At 51.8% G+C, this 15,959-nt stretch carries 12 protein-coding genes; 6 read left to right on the top strand and 6 right to left on the bottom strand.

The window, feature by feature from the left end; translation table 11 throughout:
- Positions 1–52: 52 nt before the first annotated feature.
- Both ytfE and UC14_RS17345 read right to left on the bottom strand, forming a co-directional pair.
- Positions 53–718, bottom strand: coding sequence for an iron-sulfur cluster repair protein YtfE (ytfE, locus tag UC14_RS17350; protein WP_013573781.1), 666 nt, complete (start codon positions 716–718; stop codon positions 53–55).
- Between the two features lie 123 nt (positions 719–841).
- A complete protein-coding gene (locus UC14_RS17345) occupies positions 842–2,791 on the bottom strand; it encodes a bifunctional 2',3'-cyclic-nucleotide 2'-phosphodiesterase/3'-nucleotidase (RefSeq protein WP_013573782.1) in 1,950 nt (649 codons plus the stop codon).
- A 198-nt stretch (positions 2,792–2,989) separates the two neighbouring features.
- On the opposite strand from UC14_RS17345, the gene cysQ reads away from it, so the two are divergent.
- Positions 2,990–3,736 carry a 3'(2'),5'-bisphosphate nucleotidase CysQ gene (gene cysQ / locus UC14_RS17340; RefSeq protein ID WP_112198111.1) on the top strand — a complete coding sequence of 249 codons (747 nt, stop codon included), beginning with the start codon at positions 2,990–2,992 and terminating at the stop codon, positions 3,734–3,736.
- 35 nt (positions 3,737–3,771) lie between these two features.
- Here the strand turns inward: cysQ and UC14_RS17335 are convergent, their stop codons facing one another.
- Positions 3,772–4,329 carry a YtfJ family protein gene (locus UC14_RS17335; protein WP_112198110.1) on the bottom strand — a complete coding sequence of 186 codons (558 nt, stop codon included), beginning with the start codon at positions 4,327–4,329 and terminating at the stop codon, positions 3,772–3,774.
- Positions 4,330–4,638: 309 nt separating this feature from the next.
- Here UC14_RS17335 and UC14_RS17330 point away from each other — a divergent pair, with 309 nt between their 5' ends.
- Positions 4,639–4,845 carry a DUF1107 domain-containing protein gene (locus UC14_RS17330; protein WP_013573785.1) on the top strand — a complete coding sequence of 69 codons (207 nt, stop codon included), beginning with the start codon at positions 4,639–4,641 and terminating at the stop codon, positions 4,843–4,845.
- Positions 4,846–4,958: 113 nt separating this feature from the next.
- Here the strand turns inward: UC14_RS17330 and UC14_RS17325 are convergent, their stop codons facing one another.
- The gene (locus UC14_RS17325) at positions 4,959–6,308 is read right to left on the bottom strand and encodes a hemolysin family protein (RefSeq protein ID WP_013573786.1); all 1,350 of its coding nucleotides are present in this window, start codon (positions 6,306–6,308) and stop codon (positions 4,959–4,961) included.
- 227 nt (positions 6,309–6,535) lie between these two features.
- Positions 6,536–7,171 (bottom strand): peptide-methionine (S)-S-oxide reductase MsrA, encoded by a 636-nt coding sequence (msrA, locus tag UC14_RS17320; protein ID WP_370447487.1) that lies wholly within the window; start codon positions 7,169–7,171, stop codon positions 6,536–6,538.
- A gap of 329 nt (positions 7,172–7,500) precedes the next feature.
- Between msrA and UC14_RS17315 the strand changes: the two genes are divergently transcribed.
- From UC14_RS17315 to UC14_RS17305, 3 genes are read left to right on the top strand one after another with little or no spacing between them, the layout of a single operon-like run.
- Entirely contained in the window at positions 7,501–9,180 is a 1,680-nt protein-coding gene (locus tag UC14_RS17315; RefSeq protein ID WP_222940672.1) for an autotransporter assembly complex family protein, read from the top strand.
- Positions 9,177–12,992, top strand: a complete 3,816-nt coding sequence (locus UC14_RS17310) for a translocation/assembly module TamB domain-containing protein (RefSeq protein WP_112198108.1) — start codon at positions 9,177–9,179, stop codon at positions 12,990–12,992. The genes UC14_RS17315 and UC14_RS17310 overlap by 4 nt, the downstream gene beginning before the upstream one ends.
- Before the next feature lie 31 nt (positions 12,993–13,023).
- Positions 13,024–13,377, top strand: coding sequence for a gamma-glutamylcyclotransferase (locus UC14_RS17305; RefSeq protein ID WP_013573790.1), 354 nt, complete (start codon positions 13,024–13,026; stop codon positions 13,375–13,377).
- A gap of 101 nt (positions 13,378–13,478) precedes the next feature.
- On the opposite strand, the gene ppa is transcribed toward UC14_RS17305, so the two are convergent.
- Entirely contained in the window at positions 13,479–14,009 is a 531-nt protein-coding gene (ppa, locus tag UC14_RS17300) for an inorganic diphosphatase (protein ID WP_013573791.1), read from the bottom strand.
- A gap of 316 nt (positions 14,010–14,325) precedes the next feature.
- Between ppa and UC14_RS17295 the strand changes: the two genes are divergently transcribed.
- Positions 14,326–15,897, top strand: coding sequence for a methyl-accepting chemotaxis protein (locus UC14_RS17295; protein ID WP_013573793.1), 1,572 nt, complete (start codon positions 14,326–14,328; stop codon positions 15,895–15,897).
- Positions 15,898–15,959: the final 62 nt, after the last annotated feature.

Here is a 15,959-nt window from a genome sequence, read left to right as displayed (position 1 = left end):
GCAGAAACAAGAAAGGGCGCATATGCGCCCTTTTTTACCTCTGAAACCTGAATTATTCGCCACGCAGCGCGCGCGGGAACAACAGGTTGTTTTCCAGATGGATATGCTCCATCAGGTCGGTGATGAATTCGTTGATCCCGGCGTACAGCGCCCGCCAGGTCACACACGCCCCTTCCGGCGGCGTCACGTTATTGGTCAGACGTTTAATCTCTTCAAGAATCTGCCCCGCATCATCGTGCTCACGTTCCATGACTGAAATCGGACCGGCAGCCTGACGGCCCATTCCGCCGCGGATCATCGGGAACAGGATCTGTTCTTCTTTCATCATGTGGCTGGTCAGTTCTTCCAGAATCAGTTGCAGCTGAACCGCCAGACCATGGGGACAAGGCAATTTGTCACCGTGTACCCGTTCCACTTTCTCTGCCATCAGAACCAGTTCAGGCAGCTCCTGACGGTGGCGGTCATGGTAGCGAGGAATAATAAAATCGATGATTTGCGCCAGCGGTGCGGTTTTCCAGTCAGTGGAGGTATCCGGCAGCCGGGCAATTTCAGCAATCTGCTGTTCGATAAGATCAATATCCAGCTCTTTTTTGGTGACGGCGCGCAGCAGGGTTTGTTTACCGCCACAGCAGAAATCGAGATCGTACTGACGGAACAGACGGGTAGCGCGCGGAATGGCAACAGCCAGAGCGCCAAGGGGTTGGTCGCGATAGTCCATGATGAAGCCTCGTTAAATGAAAGAATTTATAACATGTATTATAAATACATGTTTAAGGCGCGGCTATAGCTCAAAGGAAGTACAGAAAGAAAAAACGCCCCAGGCGGGGCGTTTGACAGGGCATTATTTTTGCAAATCGACCTGATAAATCTGAAAACCTATGGCGTCGGTGCCTTTGGCCGTCATCGGGTATTGCGCGTGAGACTGAATAAAGGCCGCCGCTTTGTCGCCAGGAGACGTTTCGAAACGGATATCCAGCGGTTGCGGTGCTGCAATTTTCGCCAGCTTCCAGTTGTTGTCCGCCGTTGGCGTGACCGCGCCTGCTTTTTTGGTTTCGGCACTGATGTACGCCGCAACCACGGAACGGTTTTCATCCGGTGACGCGAAAGCAATGTGTTTATCGCCGGTGCCCGCGAATTTTCCGCCGTAAGCCCGGTAATTATTCGTGGCGACCAGGAAGGTGGCTTTCAGGTCTATCGGCTTACCGTTGTAGGTCAGGTTTTTAATGCGTTCTGCATCTTTATTAATCAGTGCGCATTCACCATCGAATTTTGCCGGCTGGCTGACATCAACTTCATATTTCACGCCGTCGATAACGTCAAAATTATAAGTACGGAAGCCATCCCAGTTGATCAGCGGTTGTGGTTTGGTGCTGTGAATATCGATTTGATTAAACTGTCCGGCAGAACATTCCAGCCAGTCTTTGACTTCCTGTCCGGTGACTTTCATCACCACCAGTGTATTCGGATACAGATACAAATCTGCCGCATTGCGGAAAGTCAGCTCGCCTTTTTCCACTTCCACGAAACTGGCCGGATCGTTTTTACGTCCGCCGACTTTAAAAGGTGCAGCAGCAGAAAGTACCGGCAGATCGGCTAAATCCGGGTCGCCCTGAATGAAATGTTCGGTATAGGCTTTCTGCGCATTATTGACGATTTGTACCGTCGGGTCGTCCTGAACCAGTGCCAGATAGCTGTACATGTTGTCGGTGGATTTGCCGATTGGCTTGCTGACAAATTTACGTGTTGCGTCATGAGAAGGGGCGAGCACTTTCACCAGACTCTGATCTTCCGCCGCCAGAGATTTCTTCTGCTCTTTATCGTAGATCGGGCGCGCTTCAGCTTTAGCCGTTTCGACTTTCCAGCTGCCACTGTCGTTGTTCAGCACCATATCCACGACACCAAGATGGTCGCCCCACATGCCGGGCATCACGGCAGGAACACCATTCAGCGTGCCTTGTCTGATGTCCGCGCCTTTGATGCTGGCGAATTCCTCACTCGGGAAAACCGCGTGCGCATGGCCGAACATAATGGCGTCGATGCCTTTCACCTGGCTCAGGTAATACACCGAGTTTTCTGCCATGGTTTTGTATGGGTCGCCGGAAAGACCAGAGTGCGGGATGGCGACAATGATGTCGGCACCTTGCTTACGCATTTCGGGGATCCACTTTTTAGCGGTTTCGGTGATATCCGCCACAGTGACTTTGCCTTGCAGATTAGCTTTGTCCCAGACCATGATTTGCGGCGGCACGAAACCGATATAGCCGATGCGGAGATTATGGGTTTTACCTTCCCGGTCTTTTACCGCGTTATCGGTGATCAGGAATGGTGTGAACAGCGGCTTACCGGTTTTATCATCAATGACGTTGGCATTTACGTAAGGAAACTTCGCCCCGGCCAGCGCTTTTTTCAGATAATCCAGACCGTAGTTAAATTCGTGATTACCGAGATTACCGACCGCATAATCGAGTGTATTCATCGCCAGATAAACAGGATGGACGTCGCCCTGTTTCAGGCCTTTCGCCGCCATATAATCGCCCAGCGGGCTGCCCTGTATGATGTCGCCGTTATCGACTAATACTGAGTTGGTGACTTCGTTCCGTGCCGCATGGATCAGGCTCGCGGTGCGCACCAGTCCAAATTTATCGGTCGGTTTATCTTTGTAGTAATCGAAGTCCATCATGTTGCTGTGCAGGTCCGTGGTTTCCATAATGCGCAGATCCACCTGTGACGCCTGAACGGATGCTGCCGTCAGTACCGCCAGCAGGGATAACGTCAGATGACGTTTATTCATTGCCTTGCCTCCAGAGAAAGGGATGATGCCCGTAAGAGAAAACCGGATATGTATCTCAAAATTTGCTGAGAATGTAATCAGTTGTCATGGATAAATGTGAGATGTAACAGCTTTATGGCGTGTTCACATTACGGGATGGCTATTCGCGGCAAAAAAAACTAGGCTTGAGAAATGAGAATCAAAGCACTGAGGTAAACGATGTTAGAGCAAATTTGTCAGTTAGCGCGCGATGCGGGTGACGCGATCATGGCGGTGTATGACGGTGAACAACCGCTTGATGCGCGCCATAAAAAAGACGATTCGCCGGTCACCGCAGCAGATATTGCAGCGCACAACGTGATTAAAGCCGGCCTGCAAACGCTGGATCCGCAAACGCCGATGCTGTCGGAAGAAGACCCGCAAAGCTGGAGCGAGCGCCAGAACTGGACGCGCTACTGGCTGGTTGATCCGCTGGACGGTACCAAAGAATTCCTGAAACGTAACGGTGAATTCACCGTTAATATTGCACTGATCGAAGACGGTATCCCGGTGTTAGGCGTGGTGTACGTGCCGGTGACCAAGGTGATGTACAGCGCCGCAGAAGGCAAAGCCTGGAAAGAAGAGCAGGGCGAACGTCAGCAGATTGCAGTGAAAGAAGCGCATCCGCCGCTGGTGGTCGTCAGTCGTTCACACTTCAGTAATGACCCTGAATTGCAGGATTACCTGGCGCAACTGGGCGAACATCAGACGGTAGCGATCGGCTCGTCGCTGAAATTCTGTCTGGTGGCGGAAGGTGCGGCACAACTTTATCCGCGCTTCGGACCGACCAATATCTGGGATACCGGCGCCGGTCATGCTGTCGCGCTGGCTGCCGGTGCGCAGGTACATGACTGGAAAGGGCAGACGCTGGACTACGTGCCACGCGAATCGTTCCTGAATCCGGGCTTCAGAGTGTCTTTATTCTGATATGACACCCCGGTTTACGCCGGGGTTTTTACGTTTTATTCTTTTACCAGCTGATCCACCAGCGTAATCACCTGCTGGACTTCCTCCGGTGACAACTGCCCGTCTTTGGCGAATTTAATTACCCCGTGTTTATCCAGAACCACCACTGCTGAACTTTCCGGTTGCAGGTCCCATGCCTTTTTCACCGCACCGTTGCTGTCGACAATTACCTGCGACCACGGGAATTCACGTTTGCCGCTTTCTATGCTTTTACGCACAAACATGCCGGTACCGATAATAGCGTCGTCGGTATTGACGATAGTCGTGGTCTGATAACGGTCATGGGGCAAATTCGCGGCTCTGATCGCCGTAATTAGCGGTTCGTTCAGGGCCTTGGCGCTGCTTCTTCCCGCCATGTGCTGCACAATACGCACTTTTCCAGGAAGTTTTGCGCTGTTCCATTTGCTGTAACTGAATGCATCCTTAACGTCATTCAGTTCGCCTTTATCATCCACCCCGACCGGTGCCAGACGCTGGCCGACGGTAAAGTTGTGGGCAGATGCAAAAAGCGAAAATGTCATAAAAGTGATCACAAAAAGACTTCTTAAAAGCATAGATTCTCCGGGGCGCAAAAGAACAGTCACGCCAATCATAGGACGCCCTAAGTGGTCTGTCCTGTTGGTATGTTAAATTTGTGTTGCTGATTACAAAATTGCCACATAAAGCAGGGTTATACTGTGTTTGAATGTCAGGGTTTAAGACAATACTGAAAATCAATGTAAAAGCAGTTAAATCCACTGGCAATACCTGAGTGCCCTGCTATGTTATAGGTCTCTTCACTGCAAAACACTTTTCTGTCCCGGTATCTGTCGCCTTGCGACGTGGCCGGTACCTGCAGTGATTTAACGGAGAACAATAGAAAAATGAGAATATTCCAGCGTTACAATCCGATGAAAGTCGCAAAGTACGTTAAGACACTGTTTCGTGGACGTTTGTATATCAAGGACGTCGGCGCTTTTGAATTCGACCAAGGCAAGATCCTGTTGCCAAAGGTACGCGATAAGCGCCACTTTAGCGTGATGTCTGAAGTTAACCGTCAGGTTACGCATTTGCAGGCAGAAATGGGCTAAGTGTGCCCTGCGTGTTGTCACTGCTTTATAGCAGCGTGCGCAAAAAGAAACGGCTCCCTGAAGGAGCCGTTAGTGTTTCTGGCGTTTGAATTTTCCACGCTTGAAAAAGCGCCTTACCCCTGCGCTTTCTTGTCGTCTTTAATTTCCTGCGGCGTTTTTGGCAGCAGCGGTGCAGCAGGCTGGTCGACAATACGCGTCACCAGCAACTGATCAATCTTATAGCTGTCGATATCGACCACTTCAAATTTGAAGCCGGAGAATTTCACAAAATCCGTACGCTTAGGGATCTTGCGCAGCATGAACATCATGAAGCCGCCGATGGTTTCATAGTTACCGGATTGCGGGAATTCTTCGATATGCAGCACGCGCATCACGTCTTCGATTGGCGTACCGCCTTCAACCAGCCATGAATGCTCATCACGTGCCACAATCTGTTCTTCCATACCCTGACCCACCAGATCCCCCATCAGCGTGGTCATCACGTCGTTAAGCGTGATAATACCCACCACCAGCGCATATTCGTTGAGGATCACGGCAAAGTCTTCGCCTGCCGCTTTGAAGCTTTCCAGTGCTTCGGAAAGCGTCAGCGTATCCGGCACAATCAGCGCATTGCGGATTTGCACACCGCTGCTCAACATTAAGCTCTGATTACCCAGCACACGGTTCAGTAAATCTTTCGAATCAACATAACCGACGACCTGATCAATATGACCGTCACACACCAGGAATTTGGAATGCGGGTGTGTGGCGATTTTCTCTTTAATACTTTCTTCGCTTTCACGCAGGTCAAAATAAATCACGCTTTCACGCGAGGTCATTGACGACGGAACGGTACGGGATTCCAGCTCGAACACATTTTCAATCAGTTCATGTTCCTGCTTACGCAGTACGCCCGCCAGCGCACCGGCTTCAAAGACGGCATAAATATCGTCGGAAGTGATGTCGTCGTTACGCACCATGGGCAGCTTGAACAGACGGAAAATCATGTTCGCCATACCGTTGAAGAACCACACCATCGGGCGGCAAATCATCAGACAGAAACGCATCGGGTTGACTATACGGACGGCAACCGACTCAGGTGAAATCATACCGATGCGCTTCGGTGTCAGGTCAGCAAACAGAATGAACAGGCTGGTGACCAGCACGAACGAAAAGATAAAGCTGATTTGATCCGCCATTTCAGGCGACATAAAGCGGATAAAAAAGGTCCGGAAAGCCGGGGAAAATGCGGCATCACCCACGATACCACCGAGGATGGCGACGGCATTGAGGCCAATCTGCACCACGGTAAAGAACAGGCCAGGGGTTTCCTGTAACTTCATGACACGGGAGGCATTGACGTTTCCTTCGTCTGCCAACTGTTTGAGTTTTATTTTGCGGGAAGCGGCCAGCGATATCTCTGACAGCGAGAAAAAGGCACTGATCGCGATTAATAAGAGAATCAGTAAAATACTGTTTAACATAATCTATCCGTTTAACACCGGAATTAACCGGCAGAGAAAGGCACTCATTATTTTTGTTGCTTAAAGAACACCCTTTTTAAAAAAACATTAAAAAGCTGTTCAGAAGAAAAAAGCGTTAAGGATGAAAAACAAAGATAATTGCCAGAAATAGTTTTCAAGGGCCACTTTTGTGACCCGCATAGTATAGCAGCAGCACTGAGACTGCGCCAGCGCTTAAAAATCCCGCATTATTGCGGCGGCAGACAGACGCCTATGCCGCCTAATCCGCAGTAACCTTCCGGGTTTTTGAACAGATATTGCTGATGTTCATCTTCCGCATAATAGAACGGCAGGGCTTCGGTGATTTCCGTGGTAATAGTGCGCTTATCGTTCGCTTCGTCCATCGCCTGCTGGAAACTCGCCAGACTTGCCAGCGCCTGATCCTGTTGTTCTGCGCTCAGCACATACAGCGCGGAGCGATATTGCGTGCCAATATCGCCACCCTGACGCATACCCTGCGCCGGGTCGTGATTTTCCCAGAAAATCTGCAACAGTTTTGTGTAGCTGATAATCGCCGGGTCAAAGACTACGCGCACGACTTCCGCATGACCGGTCTGGCCGGTACACACTTCTCGGTAGGTCGGGTTGGGAGTGAAACCGCCGCTATAACCGGCTGCCGTACTGTAAACCCCTTCCTGTTGCCAGAACAAACGCTCTACGCCCCAGAAGCAGCCCATCGCAAAAATCGCGACTTCCATGTTGTCAGGAATATGCGTCATTGAGTGGCCACTTACTGCATGAAGGGTTGCCACCGGCATCGGGGTTGTACGGCCAGGTAACGCTTCTGCCTGCGTGACAGACTGCGTTTTATCGGAAAGTTGCACCACAGAAAACTCCAGTTGTTGCTTTAGTGAACGAGGTTTGTCACAAAAGGTTTGTACGAATAACAACGACCAACAGGTCAGTGTTAGTTGTATCTGATTGCGTCTTTGCACACAATACGAAGGACGTTGCTTCGTCGTTGAACATTTTCAGGGGATTAGCACTAAAATGCTTTCATCAGACTTTAAAAAGATGAATCTGCCAAAGATGGGCAGATAATCTCCGGCGGGCATCTGATATTTTAACAGGACAGTAAAATTTAGCAGGAGTGCGTGTGCCACGATATCGTGAACTGGGTTTGTTATTTGTACTGCTGGCCCCCTCACTTTCCATGGCAGCGAAGGTGCGTTTGCAACTGGAAGGCCTGGATGGCGATTTAGAAAGGAACGTCCGCGTTCGTTTATCAGCCATTCAAAGCGATGAAGTCGGGGCTAACGGACGGTTCCGTGCCCGCGTCAGTGCTGCCATTGAACAGGGTTTACGTCCGCTGGGGTATTATTCGCCGACCATCGATTTTGATTACCGCGAAACACCGCCGCCGGGGCGTCCGGTGTTGATTGCCAAAGTGACACCAGGGATACCGGTGAAAATCGCTGGCACGAGTGTCGTGATTGAAGGGCAGGCAGACAAAGATAATGAATTCGAACAGCTCAAACAGCGTGATGTGCCTGCGGTAGGGACGATTTTAAACCACGGGACGTACGACAATTTCAAAAGCTCACTGACCGGCATTGCCCTGCGCAAAGGTTATTTTGACGCCACGATGCGTAAAAGCCAACTGGGCGTCATCGAAGACGAGCACAAAGCGTTCTGGGACATTCAGTTTGACAGCGGCGAGCGTTACCGCTTCGGTGACGTGCATTATCAGGGATCGCAGATCCGTGATGAATATCTGCAAAATCTGGTGCCATTTCATCAGGGTGATTACTACACCACGGCGCAACTGGCTGAGCTTAACCGCCGCCTGTCTGCTACCGGCTGGTTTAACTCTGTTGTCGTGTCCCCGGATTTTACTGATGCCAAAGCCACGAAAACCCTGCCGCTGAATGCCGTGGTGTCGCCGCGCACCGAGAATACCATCGAAACCGGTATCGGTTATTCCACGGACATTGGCCCGCGGGTGACGGCCAACTGGAAGAAACCATGGGTTAACGATCGTGGTCAGAGTTTTGAAACCTCAACCACGCTCTCCGGCCCGGAGCAGTCTTTAGATCTCAGTTATAAAATTCCGCTGCTGAAATCCCCGCTGGAGCAATATTACCTGGTGCAGGGCGGTTTCAAACGTGAAGACCTGAACGATACCAATTCAGATTCCACCACCGTCAATCTGGCGCGTTATTGGGATCTCTCGAGCGGCTGGCAGCATGCGGTCAATCTGCGCTGGAGCCTCGATCACTTTACGCAGGGTAGCGTGACCAACACCACCATGCTGATTTATCCGGGTGTGAGCCTCAACCGTACGCGTCAGCGCGGCGGTCTGATGCCAACCTGGGGCGATTCTCAGCGCTACTCTCTTGATGTGTCCGATACTAGCTGGGGGTCTGACGTCGATTTCGCCGTGATTCAGGCGCAAAACGTCTGGATCCGCACCCTGGCTGACAAGCACCGTTTTGTGTTCCGCGGCAATCTGGGGTGGATTGAAACCAATGACTTCGAACGTGTGCCACCATCCTTGCGCTTCTTCGCCGGTGGTGACCGCAGTATCCGTGGTTACAAATACAAATCCATTTCTCCACGTGATGACGAAGGCAAACTGACCGGTGCGTCCTATCTGGGCACCGGTTCGGTGGAATACCAGTACAACGTGACCGGAAAATGGTGGGGCGCCGTGTTTGTCGATTCCGGTGAAGCGGTTAATGACATTACACAAAACGATTTTAAAACCGGCGCGGGTGTGGGTGTGCGCTGGGCTTCGCCGATCGGCCCGGTGAAATTAGATGTTGCCGCTCCGGTGGGTGACAAAGATGAGCATGGATTGCAGTTTTACATCGGTTTGGGTCCGGAATTATGAGTTTATTTAAAAAGATCTGCCTGGGATTCCTGATTTTCCTGGTGCTGTTAATCAGCCTGGTGGCCTTTCTGGTCGGCACACAAACCGGTTTGCACCTGATGATCAACGGTGCCAACCGGTTCGTACCGGGCCTGAACATAGCCAGTACCGAAGGTGGATGGCGCGACCTGACACTGAAAGGCGTGCATTACGAAATGCCGGGTGTGGACGTTAAAGCCGGGGAGTTTCACCTTTCCCTCGATTTCTCCTGCCTGAAAAACAGCGCACTGTGCGTCAATGCGTTGCGGGTGAAAGACGTTAATGTGGTGGTCAATACCAAAGAAATGACGCCAGCCGCCGCGCAACCTGAGCCGGAAAACAGCGAGCCGCTAACCAATCTCAGCACGCCGTATCCGATCACGCTGCGTTTGCTGACGCTGGATAACATCAATATTACGCTGGATGACCGGGCTATTTCGCTGGCGTCATTCCGCACTGGGGCGCACTGGGAAGGCCGCGCAATTCAGCTGATGCCAACGCGTATCGGCGGATTACTGATTGCGCTGCCGAAAACGCCGGTCAGCCCGTTACCGGACGTGGTGCAGGCCGCGCAGGACAAAGCCGTCGAAAAAGCGACGGGCAAACCGGCACAATCGCCGGTGGTCGTGCCGGAGAAACCGCTGGGTGAAACATTGCAGGAGTTGTTTGCTAAACCGCTGCTGCCTGAGTTACCGGATTTCCGTCTGCCGGTTGATCTGGATATTCAGCAAATTCTCGCCGAAAACCTGCGTCTCACCGGCGATACCGATGTGCTGATCACCCGTTTCGAGCTGAAAGCCAGTACGCAAAATCAGATTGTAAAACTGGATAAACTGATGGTGCGCTCGCCACAGGGTTCCGTGGATGGTATGGGGCAGGCGACGCTCAACCAGAACTGGCCGGTCGATATGACCCTCAATACCGCCGTGAATATCGATCCGCTGAAAGGGGAGAAGATCAAACTGAAAGTCGCGGGCGGGCTGCGCGATAAGCTGGATGTTGGCCTCAATCTTTCCGGCCCGGTGCGTGCTCAGCTGGCCTTGCAAACTCAGCTGGCGGAAGCCGGTTTGCCGTTGGATCTGCAACTTACCAGCGATGCGCTGCAATGGCCGCTGACCGGCACGCCGCAGTATCAGGTGAAAGGCTTCAAATTTAACGTGAGTGGTAAAGCGACCGATTACGCGCTGTCACTGCGTTCAGATTTCAAAGGCGAGCAGATACCGCCTGCGACGCTGACCCTTGACGGTAAAGGCAACGTGGAGCAGTTCAAACTGAGCCTGCTGCGCCTTGCCGCGCTGGAAGGCAATACCGACCTGACCGGCGTGGTGGACTGGAGTAAAGCCATCAGCTGGAACAGTGAACTGAAGCTGACCGGCATTAATACCGCTAAACAGTATCCTGACTGGCCGGCGAAATTGCAGGGCAAGATCACCACGCGCGGCAGCCTGTATGGCGGCACATGGCAGATTCAGGTTCCGGTGCTGGATCTGACCGGTAACGTGAAGCAAAACGCGGTCACAGCGCAGGGTAATGTGCGCGGCAACAGTTATGGCCAGTGGGATATCCCGCAACTGCATCTTGAACTGGGGCGCAATAATCTGGATGTGAAGGGGACGCTCGCTGATACCTGGAATCTCGACGCTAAAGTCGATGCCCCACATCTTGACGGTGCATTGCCGGGGCTGGGCGGCGTAGTGAAAGGAATGCTGCAACTGCGCGGTGATCTCAAGGCACCGAAGCTGCTGGCGGATATAACAGCGACGGGCCTTAAATGGCAGGCGCTGACGGTGCGGCGCGTGGATATTAAAGGCGACGTCAGCTCTACCGATCAGATCCAGGGGAATTTTAGTGTACGCGTTCAGCAGCTTAAACAGGATGCGCTGGATATCACTGACATTAATCTCGAGGCCAAAGGTAACGAGAAAAAGCATGAACTGACGTTGAAAGTCGATGGCAAACCGGTTTCCGGCCGTCTGGCGCTGAGCGGCAGTTTTGACCGTGCAACCGAGGAATGGAAAGGCGACATCACCAATACCTTGTTTGATACGCCAGTCGGGCAATGGCGACTGAACCGTTCGATTGCACTGGATTACTTTAATAAAGAGCAACGGATCACCGTTGGCCCGCATTGCTGGCAAAACCCGGACGCTGATTTGTGTGTACCGAAAACGATTGATGCCGGTGCCAGCGGGCAGGCGAGCGTGGTGCTCAACCGCTTTGACCTGGCGATGATCAAACCTTTCCTGACCGATGATACACAGCTGAGCGGCGTGTTCAGTGGGAAAGCCGATGTGAGCTGGAAAGCGGAAGGCGGACTGCCGCAGGCCAGTGTTTCACTGGTGGGTAAAGGCGTGAAAGTTCAGCAACTGGTGCAGGGCAGCCCGCTGCCGGTGGCGTTTGATACGCTGAATCTGAACGCCGGGCTGAACAACGGTCGTGCCAGTCTCGACTGGCTGATTAAAATCACCCACAACGGTCAGCTTGACGGCAGCATCCAGATTGCCGATCCGCAGGGAAAACGTAACCTCAGCGGTAATGTGAATATTGCCCGTATCTCGATGGCCTTGCTGCAACCCGCGCTGATGGACGGCGAAAAAGCCTCGGGTATTTTGAATGCCAATCTGCGCCTCGGCGGTAACGCACAGAAACCGCTGGTGTTTGGCAGGCTTGCGCTGACCGGTGTTGATTTCGACGCGCAATTTATGCCGTTTGATATCACCGATGCCAATATCGGCATTAATTTCAACGGTATGTCATCCATCATGGAAGGGGTGATCAAAACCGCGCAGGGTCAGCTTGAGCTGAACGGTAACGCCGACTGGAGTGAAATTAATGCCTGGCGCGCCCGCATCGCGGCGAGAGGCAACAAAGTGCGGGTTTCCGTGCCACCGATGGTACGTCTGGACGTTTCACCGGATTTAGTGTTTGATGCCACGCCGCAGTTGTTCTCGCTTAACGGAACCGTTGATATTCCGTGGGCGCGCATTACGGTGCAAGAATTGCCGGAAAGTGCAGTGGGCGTGTCGTCGGATGAAGTAATGCTCAACGACCAGCGTCAGCCTATCGCACCGGCTTCTGCTTCTATTCCGATCAACAGCAATCTGATGGTGAACATTGGTAAAGATGTTCGTCTCGATGCCTTCGGTCTGAAAGCCCGGCTGGAAGGTGCGCTGAAAGTGGCACAGGACAGCCGCGGTCTGGGGCTGAACGGGCAAATTAATATTCCGTCCGGGCGCTTCCATGCCTACGGGCAGGATCTGATTGTACGTAAAGGCCAGTTGCTGTTCTCCGGCCCGGCGGACCAGCCGCTACTGAATCTGGAAGCGATCCGTAACCCGGACGCGACAGAAAACGATGTGGTTGCTGGTTTGAGAGTTACCGGTGAGGCCGATGCGCCTAAACTTGAAATATTCTCAGATCCGGCGATGTCACAGCAGGAAGCCTTGTCCTACCTGCTTCGCGGGCAAGGATTAGACAACTCCGGCGGTGACAGTGGCGCAATGACTTCCGCTCTTATCGGGTTAGGGGTTGCACAAAGTGGTAAACTTGTGGGTAAAATCGGCGAGGCATTCGGTGTCAGCAATCTGGCGCTGGATACTCAGGGCGTGGGAGACAGCTCCCAGGTCGTGGTCAGTGGTTATGTTTTACCGGGTTTACAGGTGAAATATGGCGTCGGGATATTCGACTCGCTGGCAACGCTCACTCTGCGCTACCGGTTGATGCCCAAGCTTTACCTGCAGGCTGTATCGGGCATCGATCAGGCATTGGATTTGCTCTATCAGTTTGAGTTTTAATTCATGTGACTTTTACTATACGAATATAAACATGCGAATAATTGTTTACGGTAGCTTACGACGCAAGCAAGGCAACAGTCATTGGATGACGAATGCTCAATGGTTGGGTGATCATGAGCTGGAAGGTTACGCCCTGTATAATCTGGGTCACTATCCTGCTGTTATACCAGGGGAAGGCAAAGTCTATTGCGAAGTTTACCGCATTAACTCGTCCATCATGGCTGAGTTAGATGAGCTGAAAAGTAATACGAAAGATTATCGTCGTGAGCTGATTTCGACACCTTATGGCAGCGCCTGGATTTACCTCTACATTCGTTCACTGGATGGTGTGCCGAGAATTGAGGGTGGTGACTGGGTTAAGCGTAACGAAGCAGTAAGTGAGTAATCTGAGCAAGGTCGTCGGAAAATAATCGTTGTCTGACAACGCTTAATACATAAAAAAACACCGCCATCTGGCGGTGTTTTTTTGTTCAAATGGCAGAAAACTTATTTGTTTTTAGCACGTTCGAAAGAGGTCACGATTTCAGCTTTTGCAGCAGCAGCATCAGCCCAACCGTCAACTTTTACCCATTTGCCTTTTTCCAGCGCTTTGTATTGCTCGAAGAAGTGGGTGATCTGGCCGCGCAGCAGTTCTGGCAGGTCGTTCACATCTTTGATGTGATCGTATTCTTTGCTCAGTTTGGTGTGCGGAACGGCAACCAGTTTCGCATCTTCACCGGCTTCGTCGGTCATTTTCAGCATACCGACAGGGCGGCAGCGGATCACAGAACCTGGTTGCAGCGGGTACGGAGTTGGAACCAGAACGTCAACCGGGTCGCCATCCAGAGACAGCGTGTGGTTGATGTAACCGTAGTTGCACGGATAGAACATCGCAGTAGACATGAAACGGTCTACAAACAGCGCGCCGGTATCTTTATCCACTTCGTACTTGATTGGATCTGCGTTTGCAGGAATTTCGATCACTACGTAGATATCTTCTGGCAGTTCTTTGCCCGCCGGGACATTCAGTAAGCTCATTGTTGGTTTCCTTCATTGAACCAGGAATAGAGTGCCGCACATTATAGCCAACTCTCCCGCGATTTCCCGCCCTTTTCGTCGAATCGTCTGCGCGCATTTTCCGGCATGACCTGCTGTTGAACCTCGGCTAAATCTTCCGTATTGGCAGTAAAATTTACTGATCCGATACTTTTCCGCGTAACTGCCTGTTTTTGCTTTTCTTATCAAGATATTCGAGCGATTGCCGATAACAATATTCAAACAAAAAATCAGGATTAACCTGATCCCTACCCATCTGAAGTATCTCCTTTTCACCTGAATGGCTGGATAACACCGTATGTTGAATAAGTTGAGCGTAAAAGCCGGTCTGATTGGCCTGCTGGTATTTATGACGTTAATTCTCTTGCTGGTGAGCGTACTGGGGGCGAATGCCATCCGGCAAAGTGCGACATCACTGCAAAAAATTAACCAGCTTCAGGGCGATGAACTTGGTTCACTGGCCGACAGCTACAGTTTCTCGTTGCGCACGCGTGTCGCCAGCGGCGTGGCGGTACGTCAGCTGGAAATTGGCATGATGGATGATGCGAAAAATACAGCGGACCGCATTAGCGGTTATATCAAACAAGCCGATACCGATCTGGCGAAATTTATCAGCATCCAGGATGACACTCAGCAGGGCAGAGATTTATCCGACGCAGTAAAGAAAACCTACGATGCCTATAAAGCTAACGGCTTAGTGCCGCTGCTGGCAGCAATTCAGGCGCAAAGTGCAGACGGTTATTACGATGTGCTGGAAAACAAAATCACGCCTTACAGCAATGCTTATGATAAAGCGCTGGCGGATTTCCGTGCCTATGCCGTAGATAATACCAACAACCGCATTGAACAGGCCCGCGCCAATGCACGTATCCAACTGACGGTGATTGCCACCAGCTTCATCATTGCGCTGATTATCGCGGTGCTGGCATGGTTCGCCTTGCAGAAGATCATCATGCATCCGCTGACATTCTCCATTGCGCAACTGGAATACATCGCCCAAGGCGATCTGACCCATGAAATTGATGATTCCCGTAATAACGAAATGGGGCGTTTACTGAAAGCGATGAAGCAAATGCAGGATTCGCTGGCGCTTTCTGTCGGACGCGTACGCGATGCCGGGAATCAGATCGATGTCGGTTCCCGCGAACTGGCTGCCGGTAACGTCCATCTGGCGCAGCGCACCGAAGAATCCGCTGCATCGCTGGAAGAAACTGCCGCGAGCATGGAGCAACTGACCTCAACCGTGCGCATGAATGCCGCGAACTCTGACCAGGCCAATCAACTGGCGCAAAGCGTGTCAGTCATTGCCAACAAAGGCAGCGAAGTCGTCCATCAGGTAATGGATAAAATGCAGGGCATCACCGATAGCTCAAAACGTATCGGCGACATTATTACGGTCATCGACGGCATTGCCTTCCAGACCAATATTCTGGCGCTGAATGCGGCAGTCGAAGCCGCACGTGCCGGCGAGCAGGGTCGTGGTTTTGCGGTGGTGGCGGGTGAAGTGCGAAGCCTGGCGCAACGCAGTGCGCAATCGGCTAAAGAGATTAAAGAGCTGATTGTGGATTCTGAAAGCCGGGTTTCTGAAGGTTCGGATATGGTGAGATCTGCCGCAAACACTATGCTGGAAATCTCCAGCGAAGTGACACGAGTGACCAGCCTGATGCGTGAGATTTCCATCGCGACGACAGAACAAACGCACGGCATCGAACAGGTGAACGTGGCGATTACGCAGATGGATCAGGTAGCGCAGCAAAACGCCGCACTGGTGGAACAGGCGACAGCGGCCACACGTTCACTGGAAGAGCAGGCGCAGTTACTGGCAAAAAGCATGGCGGTGTTTAAACTCAATCGAGCCGATCATTTCTGAAAAAATCCTGAGCGGTAAACAATAAAAAAGGTGGCTTTTAAGCCTAATGCCGATCGTTTAAG

It is taken from the genome of Rahnella sp. NRRL B-41462, from assembly GCF_003263525.1.
Classification (GTDB): domain Bacteria; phylum Pseudomonadota; class Gammaproteobacteria; order Enterobacterales; family Enterobacteriaceae; genus Rahnella; species Rahnella aceris.
Note: the sequence above shows the minus strand (reverse complement) of the source record. Positions and strands in the feature narration are given on the sequence as shown.